14 protein-coding genes and 1 tRNA gene are annotated in these 16,193 nt (G+C 64.7%); 8 read left to right on the top strand and 7 right to left on the bottom strand.

Features of this window, described 5'->3' with window-relative positions:
• Positions 1–74, bottom strand: a tRNA-Arg gene (locus tag V7Q53_RS09365).
• A 244-nt stretch (positions 75–318) separates the two neighbouring features.
• Here V7Q53_RS09365 and V7Q53_RS09360 point away from each other — a divergent pair.
• Positions 319–1,353, top strand: coding sequence for a LacI family DNA-binding transcriptional regulator (locus tag V7Q53_RS09360; protein WP_333828272.1), 1,035 nt, complete (start codon positions 319–321; stop codon positions 1,351–1,353).
• Between the two features lie 139 nt (positions 1,354–1,492).
• Here V7Q53_RS09360 and V7Q53_RS09355 read toward each other — a convergent pair whose 3' ends face one another.
• Positions 1,493–2,863, bottom strand: coding sequence for an ammonium transporter (locus V7Q53_RS09355; protein ID WP_333828271.1), 1,371 nt, complete (start codon positions 2,861–2,863; stop codon positions 1,493–1,495).
• 26 nt (positions 2,864–2,889) lie between these two features.
• Positions 2,890–3,228, bottom strand: a complete 339-nt coding sequence (locus tag V7Q53_RS09350; RefSeq protein WP_333828270.1) for a P-II family nitrogen regulator — start codon at positions 3,226–3,228, stop codon at positions 2,890–2,892.
• 266 nt (positions 3,229–3,494) lie between these two features.
• Between V7Q53_RS09350 and V7Q53_RS09345 the strand changes: the two genes are divergently transcribed.
• Complete coding sequence (locus V7Q53_RS09345) at positions 3,495–5,684, top strand: transglycosylase domain-containing protein (protein ID WP_333828269.1); 2,190 nt, start codon at positions 3,495–3,497, stop codon at positions 5,682–5,684.
• 69 nt (positions 5,685–5,753) lie between these two features.
• Here V7Q53_RS09345 and V7Q53_RS09340 read toward each other — a convergent pair whose 3' ends face one another.
• The 3 genes from V7Q53_RS09340 to V7Q53_RS09330 are packed head-to-tail and all read right to left on the bottom strand — an operon-like array spanning position 5,754 to position 7,472.
• The gene (locus V7Q53_RS09340; RefSeq protein ID WP_333828268.1) at positions 5,754–6,137 is read right to left on the bottom strand and encodes a hypothetical protein; all 384 of its coding nucleotides are present in this window, start codon (positions 6,135–6,137) and stop codon (positions 5,754–5,756) included.
• Complete coding sequence (locus V7Q53_RS09335) at positions 6,134–6,742, bottom strand: MlaC/ttg2D family ABC transporter substrate-binding protein (protein WP_333828267.1); 609 nt, start codon at positions 6,740–6,742, stop codon at positions 6,134–6,136. Before V7Q53_RS09335 ends, V7Q53_RS09340 begins: the two co-directional genes overlap by 4 nt.
• Positions 6,723–7,472, bottom strand: coding sequence for an MlaA family lipoprotein (locus tag V7Q53_RS09330; protein ID WP_333828266.1), 750 nt, complete (start codon positions 7,470–7,472; stop codon positions 6,723–6,725). Before V7Q53_RS09330 ends, V7Q53_RS09335 begins: the two co-directional genes overlap by 20 nt.
• 128 nt (positions 7,473–7,600) lie before the next feature.
• On the opposite strand from V7Q53_RS09330, the gene V7Q53_RS09325 reads away from it, so the two are divergent.
• From V7Q53_RS09325 to V7Q53_RS09310, 4 genes are all read left to right on the top strand, one after another.
• Complete coding sequence (locus V7Q53_RS09325) at positions 7,601–9,376, top strand: type I secretion system permease/ATPase (RefSeq protein ID WP_333828265.1); 1,776 nt, start codon at positions 7,601–7,603, stop codon at positions 9,374–9,376.
• Positions 9,373–10,674, top strand: a complete 1,302-nt coding sequence (locus V7Q53_RS09320) for an HlyD family type I secretion periplasmic adaptor subunit (RefSeq protein WP_333828264.1) — start codon at positions 9,373–9,375, stop codon at positions 10,672–10,674. The genes V7Q53_RS09325 and V7Q53_RS09320 overlap by 4 nt, the downstream gene beginning before the upstream one ends.
• A gap of 114 nt (positions 10,675–10,788) precedes the next feature.
• Complete coding sequence (locus V7Q53_RS09315) at positions 10,789–11,247, top strand: RidA family protein (RefSeq protein WP_333828263.1); 459 nt, start codon at positions 10,789–10,791, stop codon at positions 11,245–11,247.
• Positions 11,247–12,035: a glycerophosphodiester phosphodiesterase family protein gene (locus V7Q53_RS09310; protein ID WP_333828262.1), complete on the top strand. Its 789-nt coding sequence runs from the start codon at positions 11,247–11,249 to the stop codon at positions 12,033–12,035. Before V7Q53_RS09315 ends, V7Q53_RS09310 begins: the two co-directional genes overlap by 1 nt.
• Positions 12,036–12,063: 28 nt before the next feature.
• On the opposite strand, the gene V7Q53_RS09305 is transcribed toward V7Q53_RS09310, so the two are convergent.
• Complete coding sequence (locus V7Q53_RS09305; protein ID WP_333828261.1) at positions 12,064–13,227, bottom strand: polysaccharide biosynthesis/export family protein; 1,164 nt, start codon at positions 13,225–13,227, stop codon at positions 12,064–12,066.
• Between the two features lie 317 nt (positions 13,228–13,544).
• Here V7Q53_RS09305 and V7Q53_RS09300 point away from each other — a divergent pair, with 317 nt between their 5' ends.
• Positions 13,545–15,296 carry an AMP-binding protein gene (locus V7Q53_RS09300; protein ID WP_333828260.1) on the top strand — a complete coding sequence of 584 codons (1,752 nt, stop codon included), beginning with the start codon at positions 13,545–13,547 and terminating at the stop codon, positions 15,294–15,296.
• On the top strand, positions 15,290–16,192 hold the full coding sequence (locus V7Q53_RS09295) for a bile acid:sodium symporter family protein (RefSeq protein ID WP_333828259.1): 903 nt from the start codon (positions 15,290–15,292) through the stop codon (positions 16,190–16,192). The genes V7Q53_RS09300 and V7Q53_RS09295 overlap by 7 nt, the downstream gene beginning before the upstream one ends.
• Position 16,193 lies beyond the last annotated feature (1 nt).

Genomic DNA, 16,193 nt, shown 5'->3' with positions numbered 1-16,193 from the left:
TGACCCCGACAGGATTCGAACCTGTAACCTGCCCCTTAGGAGGGGGCTGCTCTATCCAGTTGAGCCACGGGGCCAGACAATCCTGTAATGGCCAGAAAGCGCTCGCAAGGCAAGATCTGTTGCCGCATTAAACACCCCCTGCGCACCATCACAGGCGCAAAACTCAGTCTGGCTTTGACAAGGCGCGGATTGGCGATACAAAAGATTGAACCGCCTTTTTCGGAATGCCTCTCCCGGCCCCAAGCGCCGGCGCGTTTGCGCCACAGATGCACCCCGGAACGGCCCCCGCACCGAACCCAAGGAAGCGATTCGCCCGCCATGACGCACCCCCGCTCATCCGATCCGCGCCGCCCTCTGACCCTGCGCGATGTTTCCGAAGCCTGCGGCGTCAGCGAAATGACAGTCAGCCGGGTGCTGCGCAACCGCGATGATGTCTCGCCCGCGACGCGCGAAAAGGTCCTGATCGCCGCGCGCGAACTGGGCTATGTGCCCAACAAGATCGCGGGCGCGCTGGCGTCGCAGCAGGTCAATCTGGTGGCGGTGATCGTGCCGTCGCTGTCGAACATGGTCTTCCCCGAGGTGCTGGGCGGCATCTCTGCCGCTCTGGAGGATTCCGGCCTGCAACCGGTCTTCGGTGTCACCAACTACTCCCCCGAACGCGAAGAGAACGTGCTCTATGAAATGCTGTCCTGGCGCCCGTCAGGGGTAATTCTTGCGGGGCTGGAGCATACCGCTGCCGCACGCGCCATGCTGGAGAATGCCGGCATTCCCATTGTGGAAATCATGGATATCGACGGCCCCGCCATCGATTCCGTGGTCGGCATCTCGCATCGCGCCGCCGGGCGCCAGATGGCCGACGCCATCGTCGCCGCCGGTTATCGCCGCATCGGTTTTCTGGGCACCAAGATGGCTGATGACCATCGCGCCCGCAAACGCCTTGACGGGCTGACCGAAGGGCTGGCGGCTCATGGGTTGCAGGTTGCGGATACGGAATTCTATTCCGGCGGGTCGGCGCTCAAGAAGGGCCGGGAGATGACGCAGGCCATTCTGGAGCGCAGCCCTGATCTGGATTTCCTCTATTACTCCAATGACATGATCGGCGCAGGCGGGCTGCTCTACTGCCTTGAGAAAGGCTATGACATTCCGGGCCAACTGGGCCTTGCCGGTTTCAACGGCACCGATTTTCTGGAAGGGCTGCCCATGCTGCTGGCCACAATAGACGCCTGCCGCCGCGAGATTGGCGAGAAGGCTGCGCATATCATCGCGGGCAAGGGCGTCGATGGAGTGATCGGCGGGCTGCGGATCGAGCTGACACCCCGGCTGGAACCCGGCGACACCATCCGCAAGCGCTGAATTTCAACTGTTCAAAAATATCCTCGGGGGGAGCCGCGAAGCGGCGTGGGGGGGCAGACAGCCCCCCTTTTCTGTTGAACAAAAAGCAGTCACCCCGGGCAGCATGCCCGGGGTGTCCTTCAGGTCAGCGGCAGACAGATCAGCCGCGGGTAAAGTCCGGGTAGGCTTCCATGCCCAGCTCGGTCTTGTCCAGCCCGGTAACTTCGGCCTCAGCATCCACCCGCAGGCCCATGATGGCCTTGATCACCAGCCAGGTGATCGCCGACGCCACCACCACGAAGACACCGATCGCGATGATCCCGTAAAGCTGCGCGCCCAGCGACGCGTCGCTGTTGGTCAGCACCACGGCCAGTGTGCCCCAGATGCCGGCGAACAGGTGCACCGGAATGGCGCCTACGACATCGTCGATCTTCAGCTTGTCGAGCAGCGGCACCGCAAAGACCACGACCAAGCCACCGACCGCCCCGATGAATGAGGCCATGCCCAGCCCGGGCGTCAGCGGCTCGGCGGTGATCGCCACCAGCCCGCCCAGCGCGCCGTTCAGCATCAGCGTCAGGTCGGCTTTCTTGAACATGATCTGCGTCAGGACGAGCGCGGCGATAGCACCGGCAGCGGCGGCAGCGTTGGTATTGGCAAAGATACGGCTTACATCGGCCACATCACCGATGGTGCCCATCGCAAGCTGCGACGCACCGTTGAAGCCGAACCAGCCCATCCACAGGATGAACGTGCCAAGCGTTGCCAGTGCCAGGTTCGATCCCGGGATCGGGTTGACCTTGCCGTCCTTGGCATATTTGCCAATCCGCGGCCCCAGGATCAGCGCGCCCACCAGCGCGGCCCAGCCGCCGACCGAGTGCACGATGGTCGAACCGGCGAAGTCCGAGAAACCGGCAGCATCCAGGAAGCCGCCACCCCAGGTCCAGCTGGCCTGAATCGGATAGATCAGCGCGGTCAGCACCACCACGAAGATGAAGAAGGCGTTGAGCTTCATGCGCTCGGCCAGTGCGCCCGAGACGATCGAGGCGGTGGTGGCGCAGAACATCAGCTGAAAGAAGAAGTCCGAACCGACCGAGGCGTATTCGACGTCAACGGCGTCAGCGGCACTGATGCCCACGGCTTCCAGCACGGTGGGGCCAAAGGCGCCCAGCCAGCCATCGACCATCCAGCCATCGCCCGGATACATCAGGTTGAAGCCGATAAGGTAGTACAGGAATGCCGCGATTGCAAAAAGGCCGACGTTCTTGGTCAGCTGCATGGTAACGTTCTTGGAGCGCACAAAGCCCGCTTCCAGCATGGCGAAACCTGCCGCCATCCAGAAAACCAGAACGCCGCCCAGCAGGAACAGAAGCGAGTTGAAGATGAACACCATCTCGACATTGAGCGCCGTGAGCGACGCTGCGGTGACCACCGCATCCGTCGCTTCGACCGCTTCCTCGGCGTCCTGGGCATGAGCCAGCAGCGGCGCAATGATCGCAGCCGACGCCAGCAGAAGGGAGTTTTTCAGTTTCATATCCGTCAACCTTTGCTGAATTGCGATCAGAGCGCGTCTTCGCCGGCTTCGCCCGTGCGCACCCGCAGTGCCTGCTCCAGGTCCAGCACGAAGATTTTTCCATCCCCGATTTTGCCGGTCTTGGCTGCGGCCTGAAGGGTGTCCACCACCTGATCGGCCAGCGCATCGCTTACCGCGATCTCCAGCTTGACCTTCGGCACGAAGTTCACGGCATATTCCGCGCCACGATAGATCTCGGTGTGACCGGACTGTGCGCCGAACCCCTTGATCTCGGTAACCATCAATCCGCGCACGCCGATGGCGGTGAGCGCTTCGCGCACCTCCTCCAGCTTGAACGGTTTGATTGCAGCGATGATGAATTTCACGAGTTTTGCCCCCTCTTCCTGATTTCACAAGCCGCCCGGCGGACGTCCTGTGGTCATCAGGGGGCGTTGCCAGCGCAAAGAGCAACGATTCCGCACTGGCTGAGGGGGGCTTAATCAGCGATTAATGCCGTTTTTTTGCACATATTAGGGCGTATGATTAAAATTTAATCTCTTCACGAAGGCGAATCGCGGTGCCCGGCATCTCCACAAAGGCACCAAGGACATGTATTGTGCCGCAATAACGGCAGGGCAGTGCGGCAAAAACCATGGCGAGTTCAGGCAATCGGCGACCCCCGCTTGTGGCGGATCAGCGCGCATCTGCGCGTGCGGCACCCACGCGTGCGGGCAAAGGCAACGGCGGCAATGGCGGCGGCGGTAACGGTAACGGTAACGGCACCCGCAGACCCCGTCGCGCACCCCGCAAGGGCAATATCGTCACGCGCTTTTTCGGCGCCATCTTCGGCTTTTTCTGGCGTGTAATCTGGGGTGTCGCCTGGCGGGTGACCGCGGTGCTGGCGCTTTTGTTGCTGGGCGCGACGCTGTATTTCTACTCCACACTGCCGCAGCTCACCGACCTTCTGGACGGTCGCGCGCGCGGCTCGGTGACGATGATTGATGCCGACGGGCAGGTCTTTGCCTGGCGCGGCGAAACCTTTGGCGGCCTGATCACCGCCGACGCGGCCTCGACGCATCTGCGCAACGCCATCGTTGCGACCGAAGACCGCCGTTTCTGGTGGCACTTCGGTGTCAGCCCGCGCGGCATTGCCGGGGCGATCCGCAGCAATATGGGCGCCGGGCGCTCTGCTTTCAGCGGTGCGGGCGGTTCGACCATCACCCAGCAGGTGGCAAAGCTTCTGTGTCTTGGCCGCGCCTATGACCCCGAGATCTGGGCAACCGAGGCCGAATATGAAGCCGATTGCCGCCGCGGCACGCTCTGGCGCAAGATTCAGGAGATGCCCTATGCCTTCGCGCTGGAGCTGCGCTATACCAAGGATGAAATCCTCACCATCTATATGAACCGCGCCTTCCTGGGTGCCGGTGCGCGCGGGTTCGAGGCCGCCGCACAACGCTATTTCGGCCGCTCTGCCGCACAGGTCGGTCCTTCCGAGGCCGCGATGCTGGCCGGGCTTCTGGTCGCGCCCTCTTATTACGCGCCCACCCGCAACCTTCAGCGCGCGCAGGAGCGCGCCGCCGTGGTGATCGGTCTGATGGAGCGTGAGGGTTATCTGACCCCGGTCGAAGTTGCTGAGGCCCGCGCCTATCCGGCCACCCTGTCGCAGGCGGCCCAAAGCCGCGCGGGGGGCTTCTTTGCCGACTGGATCATGCAGTCCGGCCCGTCATGGCTGACGCGCGAAACCACCGAGGATGTGGTGATTCAGACCACGCTTGACCAGCGCATCCAGCGCCATGCCGAAGAGGCGCTGGCGCATGTCTTTGCAACGCAGGTGCGCGACGGGTCGGTGGCCGAGGCGGCGGTTGTGGTGATGTCAGCCGATGGCGCCGTGCGCGGCATGGTCGGCGGGCGCTCCTATGTCGAGGGGGGGTTCAACCGCGCCACGCAGGCCCAGCGCCAGACCGGTTCGGCCTTCAAGCCCTTTGTCTATGCGCTGGCGATGGAGGTGGGGTATGAACCCTATGACGTGGTCGAAGACGCGCCGCTGACCCTGAACATCCGGGGCTCCGGCCCCTGGTCACCGCGCAACTACACCAACGATTTCCTTGGCATGATGACGCTGGCCGAGGCGCTTGCGCGGTCACAGAACATTCCTGCCGTGCGGATTTCCGAGGCGATGGGGCGTGAAGAGGTGCGCCGCGCCGCCAATTCCTTCGGCCTGCATTCGGATCTGGCTGAAGGGCCCGCGCTGGCGCTGGGTTCGAGCGAGGCCACCCTGCTGGAAATGACAGCGGCCTATGCCGGCATCCTCAACGGTGGCAGCGCGGTGCGGCCCTATGGCTTCACCTCGTTGCGGCTTGCGGCTGAGCGTGAGCCGCTGATGGGCATTGGCGGCGGCATCACCACGCGCGTCGTCTCTGAAGAGGCCGCGCTCAGGCTGACATGGATGATGTCGCAGGTTATTGAAGCCCCCTATGGCACCGGGCGGCGCGCCCGGCTGCCTGACGGGCGGCAGGCCGCTGGCAAGACCGGCACCACCCAGGCCGCGCGCGACGCGTGGTTCGTCGGTTTCACGGCAGATTATGTGGTGGGTGTCTGGATGGGCAACGATGACAACGCGCCCCTGACCGGCGTGACCGGCGGCGGCCTTCCGGCCGAAATCTGGCGCGAGACGATGGAGCGGGTTCATCAGGGCACGCCCCTGCGCCCGCTGCCCATGATCGAGCCCCAACGCCCCATGCTTGAGCCGCCCAGCAGCCCGCAGCCCGCAGCACCCGGGCAACCGGGCAACGGGCTGGGCGATGCTATCCGCGACATTCTTGGCGGCATTCTGGGGAACTGAGGAGAAGCTGCGCGCGCCCGGAGCGGCCAGCAAGGCCCGCTATTTGCGCAGCGGTGCGGGTACGCCCGCTTAGTCCGCTGCGGGCTCCGCGTAGCCCTGACAACGCGGATAAACAAGCGCGATGTCATTCGCGATCAGCACCAGTTGATCTTCGCGGTCAATCATGAACAGCCCGCGATATTGCCAGCTATCACCCTCACCGATGCAGTCCACGTCCTGCAACACAGCGTTGATATCCGGGACCGTAACCGCATTGGACATCCGGCATTCTGATTCCAGCCCACGCAAAACATTCCCCCTGAACCGAAGCGCGAAGTTCATGGAATCGCGGCCGCTCAGATCGCAGGCCATCGGGTCTCCGGTTGCCCAGTCGCCTTCAAAACGGCCCTCCTGTGCCAGAACCGGCAGGGGAGAGAGAAGCAGCGCCGCAAGAACGGCGCCGCGCCCGGTCATCCCGCGCTCCGCAGATCCTGGATCAGGCGGTCAATGTTTCCGCCCCGCCGCTCCAGCATCGCACCAATCTCCTGCCGCTCGGCGGCCAGCAGGTTGACGCCCTCGATGATCAGGTTGAAGAACTTGTGCTGCCCGCTGCGGTCAGAGACATGCCAGCGCACCTCGAACGGCGCCTCGCCCCGCATCGTCATGGTCGAGATCACTTCCCAGTGGCTCTGCACCTGCCGCGCGCCCGTAACCTCAGCCCGCGCACCGGTGAAACGGCGGAACTGGCGACCGTATTTGCGCGCCATATAGCCCCGGAAAGCCTCGGTAAAGGCGCTCATCTGCGCGGCGCTGGCGCTGCGCGCGGGCGGGCCAAGCGCCGATTGCGCAATCACCCTTATGTCGCCGTAGCGGTTGAACAGCCCCTCGAAATCACGCAGCGTCTGCGCCTCGGCGCGGCCCGAATTGATGATTTCATGCACATCAGCCATGACGTTGTCGATCAGGCTGCGCGCCTCTGCCTGCGTCATGGCAAAGGACGGAAAGCCTGCCAGTGCAAGGACGCCCCCGGCAGCGAGGCCGGTCAGAAACGTCCGTCGGTCAATCAGTGATGTCAGCATAGGGGTCAATGAACTCCTGTTCGGATTGTTCCCCCAGATAATAACGCCGTCCCTGCAAAAACAGAAGCCTGCCCTGCGCATAGGGGTCCGCGCTTTGCATCACATTTGCGTCGATCATATCCCCGTATTCCGCCCGGTCCGCCACCCGTGCGGCCAGCCGCGCCGCAACCACGGCAGCCTGTTCGCGCCCGTTCAACAGATAGCCGAAGGGGTCAAGGAAGATATCCACCACCATCCCTGCCGCATCACGCTCAGTAGACGGGCCGAAGAAGGGCAGCATCACATAGGCCCCCTCATTCGCGCCCCAGACATACAGGGTCTCCCCGAAATCGCTCCACCGCCCATGCAGACCGATCCGCCCGGCGGGGTCAAACAGTCCGCCGATGCCGACGGTGGAATTTATCGCAAACCGCAGCGTGTTCTCGATCGCGCGGTCAGGGCGGAACTGAAGCAGGTTGTTGACCACGCTGCGCGGTATCGACAGGTTGTTGCCGAAATTGCGCACCAGCCTGCGCGGGGTACTGTCCGAACGCACGGCGGAATCGCCCAGAACAGCGGTGTCGATGGCAAGGTTCGTCTCGAACCATGCGCGGTTGGTGGCTTCAAACGGGTCATGAACCTCAACCCCCGCAGGGCGCGGATTGCACGCTGCCAATGCCAGCACCACGCCGAGGGCCAGGGCCAGACGCCCCGAAACCGACAATGCGGAATGGTTTCTCGTTCCTGGCACGAAATGTCTCCTGACACATTTACGGATTGCTAGCGAATGGCGCCTATCGTGCAAGTATAGGCCGTGGGGCAGGGATGACAACCGCCGCCACGCACGGCCGGGGCTGCAGGAGGTGCCGGTAGCGGACGATGTCAACACATGCCCCATCAGTAAGCGCTGCCAGCCCTGACCGGCCTTCTCTGGCGGTATGGCAGGGGAACGCACCCTTCCTCGCCGGGGTGCTCGCATTCAGTGTGCTGGTCAACCTGCTGATGCTGACCGGGCCTCTGTTCATGCTTCAGCTTTATGACCGCGTGCTCGCCGCCCGGTCCGAGGCGACGTTGACGGCCCTCTTCGCGCTGGTGGCGTTTCTCTACATCATGATGGCGCTGCTGGATCATGCGCGTGGCCGCATCACCGCGCGGATCGGTGCCGCGTTTCAGGCAAGGCTTGACCGGCGGGTGTTCGATGCCGCGCTGCAACGTCAGGCGCTGCGCCCCGCCGACCCCCTCGCACGGCTGGTTCAGCGAGACCTTGAGGGGGTGCAGAAGTTGCTCGGCTCACCCATTTTCCTCGCTTTGTTCGATATCCCCTGGACCCCGCTGTTCATCGCCCTGATCTTCGCGTTCCACCCTGAACTGGGCTGGCTTGCGCTGGGGGGCGGGCTGGTTCTGGTCGCGCTTGCCCTGCTCAACCAGCGGATGCTGCACCCGCCGCTGCAACAGGCCGCCCATACCACGCATGAGGCAGAGCGCTTTCGCACCCAGATCGGCATCGATTCAGAGCTGGTGGGCGCACTGGGCATGCGCGGCGCGGCCTTTCACCGCTGGCAGATCAACCGGCACGCCGCGCTGTGCGCCGCTCTCACCGCCAGCGACCGCTCGGGATTTTTCACAACCGCCACGAAAAGCTTCCGCCTGTTCCTGCAATCGGCGATGCTGGCGCTGGGGGCATGGCTGGTGCTGCGCGATCAGATCACCCCGGGGTTGATGATCGCCTCCTCCATCATTCTGGGCCGCGCGCTTGCCCCGGTTGAGCAGGTAGTGGGCCAGTGGGGCGCGCTTCAGGCCAGTTGGGAAAGCTGGCGCAGGCTGGGCGCGGTGCTGTCCGGGCTGCCGCCGCCGGTCCCGCGCATGACGCTGCCCCGCCCGCGCGCGCATCTTTCGGTGCGCGGCGTCACCGTCGTTCCCCCGGGGGAGGCAAAGGCGGCGCTGCGCATGATTGATTTTGAGCTGACACCGGGCAGGGCCGTGGGGGTGATCGGCCCCAGCGGCGCCGGAAAATCAACCCTCGCGCGCACCGTGACCGGCGCCTGGCAGCCTGCTGCAGGCAAGGTCCGGCTGGACGGGGTGGCGATTGACCAGTTTGAACCGGATGCGCTGGGCCGGCTGCTTGGTTATCTGCCGCAGCGTGTGACTCTCTTTGACGGAACGGTGGCCGAGAACATCGCCCGCCTTGACCCGGAGGCAGACCCCGCAGAAATCGTGCGGGCGGCGCGGCTTGCGGGTGCGCATGCCATGATCGTCGCCCTGCCTGAAGGCTATGACACGCGCATCAGCGAACATGCCGGGCGGCTGTCAGGCGGGCAGGTGCAGCGCATCGGGCTGGCCCGCGCGCTTTACGGCGATCCCGTGCTTCTGGTTCTTGATGAGCCCAATTCAAACCTCGATGCCGAGGGCTCGAATGCGCTCAACATGGCCATCCGGGCCGCGAAAGCCAAAGGCGCCTCGGTGATGATCATGGCCCACCGGCCCGCCGCGATTCAGGAATGCGACGATCTTCTGGTGCTTGAAAACGGCGTTCAGGCGGCCTTTGGCCCGCGCGACGAGGTGTTGCGCCAGGTGGTGCGCAACCACACCGACCTGGTGCGCCCGCAGGCTGATGCCCCGCGCGCCCATCCGGCTGCCGCCGGGGGTGGCGAATGAGCGGCGCCGCGCAGTGGCAGGCCCTGCGCCCCCTTCTGACCGGGGCGCTGGCTGCGTTGTTGCTGATCGCCGGTTTCGGCGGCTGGGCGGTCACGGCCACCCTTTCCGGCGCCGTCGTGGTCAGCGGGCAGGTCGAGGTTGAGCGCAATCTGCAGGTGGTCCAGCACCCTGATGGCGGTGTGGTCGAAGCCGTTCTGGTAGCTGAGGGCGCGCGGGTGGAGGCCGGGCAGATACTGATGCGGCTGGAGGGGGGATTGCTGGAGTCCGAGCTGGCCATTGTCGAAAGCCAGTATTTTGAGGCGCTCGCCCGTCAGGCCCGCCTCAACGCTGAGCGCGAGGGGCTGGAAACGCTGCACTTCCTGCCTCCGCTTATGGTCGCCATGAACATCCGCGCCGATGCGCGTGAGATTGCCGAGGGGCAACGCCGCCTGTTCGAGGCGCGGCGCGGCACCCTCGCCCAGCAGATCGCACAACTTGAGCGGCGACGCGAGCAGAACCTTTCGCAGCTGGACGGGCTTGCCGCGCAAAGCCGCGCCACCACGCGGGAGGCCACTCTTGTCCAGACCGAGCTTGCCGCCCAGGAAAGCCTGCTGGCGCAAGGGCTTGTGCAGGGCGCAAGGGTCACTGCGCTACAGCGGGAGGCCGCCCGCCTTGAAGGGGTTCTGGGGGCCATCACCGCCGAAATCGCACAGGTTCATGGCCGCATCACCGAGATTGCGCTGCAGATTGTGACGCTTGAAGCGACGCGCCGCGAACAGGCCGAGGGCGAGTTACGCGAACTGGGCATCCGCATCATCGAGCTGGCAGAGCGGCGGCGCGCGCTGGGGGATCACATCGCCCGGCTTGAGCTGCGCGCGCCGGTGGCGGGGCGGGTCCACGGGCTTCAGATCACCACGCCGCGCGCGGTTCTGCGCCCGGCAGAGCCGCTGTTGCAGATCGTGCCCGATGACCGCCCGCTTGTTCTGTCGGTGCGCATCATGCCCGGGGATATCGATCAGGTCTTCCCGGGGCAGCAGGCCTCGGTCCTGTTTCCCGCCTTCAGCCTGCGCAATATGCCTGACCTGCGCGCCACGGTCACCATGGTCTCTGCCGATGCCTTCATGGATGAACGGCTGGGTCAGCGCTATTTCCGCGCCGAGATCGTCCTGTCGACTGAAGCGCGCAGCGCTCTGGGCGCGCATACGCTGCTGCCGGGGATGCCGGTTGACGCCTTCATCCGCACCGGCGATCGCACCCCGCTGGATTACCTTACCCGCCCCCTGTCTGAACATCTGTTCCGCGCCTTCCGCGAAAGCTGAACGCCGCCCCGTCCCGGGCCCGGTGGGCCATAGGCCCTTTCCGTCCGCAGCGCTCTGTGGTTACTCTCGCCCCGCGAAAGCACCGCGAACGCAACAGACTGAAGGACCCGCGCCATGCCTCATGCCATTGACCTCCGCCTTGCTGAACTGGGCCTGCCCCCGGCCCCGCCGCCCGCTGCCGCTTATGTGCCTTACGTCCTGAGCGGTGGAGTGGTCTATGTCTCGGGCCAGATCAGCCAGGACGCCAATGGGCTGATCAAGGGAAAACTGGGCGAAGACCTGAGCACCGAACAGGGCGCCGAGGCCGCGCGCGCCTGTGCACTTTCGCTTCTGGCGCAGCTGCGCGCGGCCTGTGGCGGCGATTTCGGGCGGCTGCGGCGGGTGGTGAAGCTGACGGGCTTCGTCAACTGCACCCCGGATTTCACCGAACAGCCAAAGGTCATCAACGGCGCCTCCGAGCTGCTGGTCGAGGTGCTGGGCGAAACGGGCTGGCATGCACGCTCGGCCGTGGGTGTGGCCTCGCTGCCGCTGGGTGTTGCCGTCGAAATCGAAGCCCTGTTCGAGATTGTCTGATGCGCGCGCCGCTACACCCTGACTTCCTGACCCGCCCCATCGCCCACCGCGCGCTGCATGATCTGACGCAGAACCGCCCTGAAAACAGCCTCGCCGCGGTGCAGGCTGCTGTCGAAGCGGGCTACGGGATCGAGATTGATCTCCAGCCCTCGGCTGATGGCATCGCCATGGTTTTCCATGACGCCACGCTGGACCGCATGACCTCTGAAACCGGCCCGGTCGCGGACCGGAGCGCGGCCGAACTGGCAGCCATCGCGCTTAACCACGGCGCGGGTACGGGCATGCCGACCCTGACCGAAGTTCTGCGCGCGGTCGCCGGGCGTGTGCCGCTTCTGATCGAAGTGAAGGATCAGAGCGGCAGCCTTGGCCCGGTGGACGGCGCGCTGGAACGTGCAGCCGTCGACGCGCTGGAGGGCTATGAAGGCCCCGTGGCCCTGATGTCGTTCAACCCGCATTCGGTGGCCGCGCTGGCTGAGGCGGCGCCGCATATCGCGCGCGGCCTGACCACGTATGCCTTCCCCGCCAGCGATTTCCCGCAGGCGCAGGAGAACCCGGCGCTGGAAGCGCGCCGCGCCGCGCTTGCCGCCATCGCCGATTACGAGCGCACCGGCGCCAGCTTCATCTCACACCAATGGGCTGATCTGACCCGCCCGCGCGTGGCCGAACTGAAGGCGCAGGGCGCGGCAATTCTGTGCTGGACAATCCGCAGCCCGGAACAAGAGGCGCAGGCCCGCCGCATCGCGCAGAACATCACCTTTGAGCAGTATCTGCCCGCGCCGGTCAACTGAACGCCCTGCCCCGGCACCGCTGCCACGCTCAGAGCGTGTTGCGCACGATGCGGAACAGGCTGAGCACCTGACTGATGGCCGGAACCGGTGATTCGGTTGCAAGAACCACATCGTCGGGATGGATCATGAAACGTTGTGCGGCGAACAGGCCGTCCGCATTGGTAAGATCAAAGGTAAAGATCACCCAGGGCTTGCGCGGATAGGCGCCCTCAGGGCGTACATCGGCCTGCGCATATTCGCGCAGCACCAGCACCCCGCGCAGATCGGCGCGTGTCGCAGACAGGCCACCGATGGTGGAAATCGCATCAAGCGCACTGATTTCCTCGCGCTCGAAATACACCACTTCCTGCCGCCCCGCCGCGCCCAGCGCGATGAAGTTGCGCTGATCAGGCTCAACAAGAATTCGGTCACCGCCGCGCAGCTGAATATCTTGCGCAGGCTCGGAAAACAGCCGGTGCGCCGGAATCTCATAGGCCTGCCCCGCACGCTGAAGCCGCACCAGCGGGTTGCGCATGCTGGCGTTGATCCCGCCCGCCTCGGCCAGCACGGTCAGAATGGTCGGGCTGATCTCGGTCAGCGGAATGCGCCCGGGGGAGGCCACGCCGGTCACCACATCAATCGTATTGCCTGAGCCGGGCACGACCGAAAGCTGCACCTGCGCGTCGGGCACAATCATTTCCATCCGGTCCTGAATGTCACGGCGCGCGGCGTCGGCGGTCATGCCGGACACCGTGATCTCGCCGACATAAGGGACGAAGATACGCCCGCTGGTGGAGACACTGATGTTCTGCATATTGGCGAAGCGCTGCTCGACCGTCGTCAGAAGCGAGGCTTCCTGACTGTCCCAGATTGCCAGCGAAATGAGGTCGCCTGCCCGGATCAGCCGCGTCGTTGCACTGGCGCCGGTGGTCACCCAAGAATAGCGCACCGACCGGGCCGGGCGCGGCCAGGCGTTGATCTCGGTCAGCCCCGCGCGGGTCACTTCGACCACCTGATAATCGGAATCCTCGCTTTGCGTTCCGCGCAGAACCTCGCTCTGCATTGCCGCGCTCCGCGGCATCGAACAGGCCGCCAGCGCCGGAATCAGCACCAGAACCGCGAGCACCCGCATCAGAACGCGCAGCCCCTGTTCCGGGTGGAAACGGATCGGGACGGCCGCATTACCGGGCGACAGGTCTCGGGCGAGGTGCATGTTCAGTTTCGCCTGTATCCGTTTTAACATGAAAGCCTTGGGAGCAGGTACAGGCCGGGCGGCAATGCCCGGCTGGGGGCAGACGTTATCTGTGATCCCGCGTTGCGGCAAGCGGGAAGAGCCGCCCTTTCGCCGCCACGGCATAACATGGCTCATGCCCTGTGCCTTTCGTGCACACCAGCCCGGCAGGCGGTTAACGCGACGTCGGGTCTTGTCGGCCAGGGCGGGTCTGGCCAGAAACCGGCTAGGCGACCGCCCGCGCGGACGCTAAGCTTTTCTCCCCGGTCATGCGCCGGGAAGACGTCTGGGAGGGCAATGTGACAGCAACCAAACCCGGGGCCCGGCCCTGGATTTCGGCCTATGGGGCCGAGGTCGAAGCCGAACTGCCCGCGCCGCGTTTTGACACGATCGCCGCGCTGGTCAAGGACGCCTGCACCCGTTTCAGCGACCGCATCGCCTTTACCTGCGTCGTGCCCAACGGCATGAACGGCTCGCTCAGCTTCGCGCAGGTCGATGCCATGTCAGACGCTTTCGCGGCCTTCCTGCGCCATGACTGCGCCCTGAAGCCCGGCGCGCGGGTGGCGGTGCAGCTGCCCAACGGCCTGCCCTATCCGGTGGTGGCCTTTGGCGTGTTCAAGGCGGGCTGCGTTCTGGTTAACACCAACCCGCTGTATACGCCCGCCGAGATGATCCACCAGTTCAACGATTCCGGCGCCGAGGTGCTGGTGATCGTCGATATGTTCGCCGACAAGCTGGCGGCTGTCATTCCGCAGACCGGCATCCGCACCGTGGTTCTGGCCGGCGTGCCCGAGTTCTTTCCCCGTATCCCCGGGATGGTGGTGCGCGGCGTTCAGAAGGTCTGGAGCCGCACATTGCCGCCGGTGCCCGCGCTTGACGTGCCGGTCCTGCGCATCACGCAGGCGCTGGCCAAGGGCCGCGCCGCTGCTACCGACCCGCGCCAGTGGTGGGAATGGCTGAAACCGGAAGATCTTGCCTTGCTGCAATACACCGGCGGCACCACCGGCGTGGCCAAGGGCGCAATGCTGACCCATGGCAATATTCTGGCCAATCTGGCGCAGGTTCAGGCCATGGGCCGCTCGCATATGTCGGGCGAGGATTGCGTGCTGACAGCGCTTCCACTCTACCACATCTTCGCCTTCACGGCGAACATGATGACCTTCTTCGAGATCGGCGCGCGCAACATTCTGGTCCCTTCGCCACGCCCGGTTCAGAATATCCAGCGCGCGATCGAGAATTATCCGGTCACCTGGATCACCGGCGTGAACACGCTTTTCAACGGGTTGATGAACGAGGAGTGGTTCGCCGCCTTCCCCCCGCGAAAGCTGCGCGCGGCCATCGCGGGCGGCACCGCGCTGCATCAGGCCGTTGCCCGCCGCTGGGATGAGGTAACGGGCACCCGCATCGCCGAGGGATACGGCCTGACCGAATCATCGCCGCTGGTCAGCTTCAACCCGCTGACCGGCCGCCTGCGCCCTGACAGCATCGGCATTCCCGTTCCCGGCACCGATATCGCGCTGGTTGATGATGACGACGCGCCGGTGCCGGACGGCCAGCCGGGCGAGCTGATCGTCAAGGGCCCGCAGGTAATGCAGGGCTACTGGCAGCGCCCGGAAGACACGGCGCAGACCCTCAGGAATGGCTGGCTCTATACCGGCGATGTGGCGGTGATGGATGCCGATGGCTTTCTGAAGATCGTCGATCGCAAGAAGGATCTGGTGATCGTTTCGGGGTTCAATGTCTATCCCAACGAGGTGGAAGAGGCGCTGGCGAAGCTTGACACCGTGCTTGAGGCTGCCGTTGTCGGCATCCCTGACCTGAACACCGGCGAGGCCGTGCGCGCCTATGTCGTCAGAAACCCCGACAGCACGGGTGAGCTGACGCCTGAGGCCGTGATCGCCCACTGCAAGACGCTTCTGACCGGCTACAAAGTGCCGCGCTCGGTGATCATCCGCGATGAGCTGCCGAAATCGCCCATCGGGAAGATCCTGCGCAAGGATCTCAAGGCCGAGGTCCGGGCCGAATTTGCCGCGAAAGGTAGCGCATGCTGACGGAACTCGAAACCACGCTTCTGGGCATCATGATGATGGTGATCATGCTGGGCATGGGCGCCTCCATGACCCCGCGCGACTTCCTCATCGCCTTTCGCAAGCCCAAGGGCATTCTGGTGGGCCTGCTAAGCCAGTTCGCGGTGATGCCCTTTCTGGGCTATCTGCTGGCGGTGGCACTGAACCTGCCGCCGCCCCTGATCGTGGGGCTTTTGCTGATCGCCTGCATGCCAGGCGGCACCACCTCGAACATTTTTGCGTATTTCTCCAAGGGCGTGCTGGCGCTGTCGATCATGATGACCACGGTTTCCACCATTCTGGCGGTGGTCATGGTGCCACTGCTTCTGTCGTTCTACAGCGGCATGGCAGGGGTGACGGGGGATTATGTGATCCCGGCGGCGAATGTGGCGCAGGTGCTGGTGGTGCTGCTGGTGCCCACTGCGCTGGGCATGGTGCTGCGCAAGGTCAACGCCAATATCGGCGCCACGATCGAGCTGATCGGCTCGTTCATGGGGGTTGTGGTGATCCTGTTCCTGATCGGCAGCTGGGTGCCGCGCAACTACCAGCTTTTGCTGGATACGCCGGTGCATGTCTATTTTGCCACCATCAGCATCGGGCTTGTCGGCATGCTGTTCGGCTACTGGGTTGCGCGCGGTCTGGCGCAGGATACCAACCGCTCCCGCACCATCAGCCTGGAGACCGGCATCCAGAACGGGCCGCTGGCGGTGCTGGTGATCACGCTCAGCTTTGCGGGCGACATGCAGCAGGAGGTGTTGCTGATCCCCGTACTCTACAGCCTGTTCATCGTGATCACCTCCACCTTCATCACCCTCTGGTACCGCCGCAGCGCCACGCGTGAGGCTCTGGCGCGCGATGCCGCCAAGGTTCAGGCACGCTGAC

Origin of the sequence: Pararhodobacter sp. (assembly GCF_036802785.1) — a bacterium.
In the GTDB taxonomy this organism is placed as follows: domain Bacteria; phylum Pseudomonadota; class Alphaproteobacteria; order Rhodobacterales; family Rhodobacteraceae; genus Pararhodobacter.
This window is presented reverse-complemented; position numbering and strand designations above follow the sequence as displayed.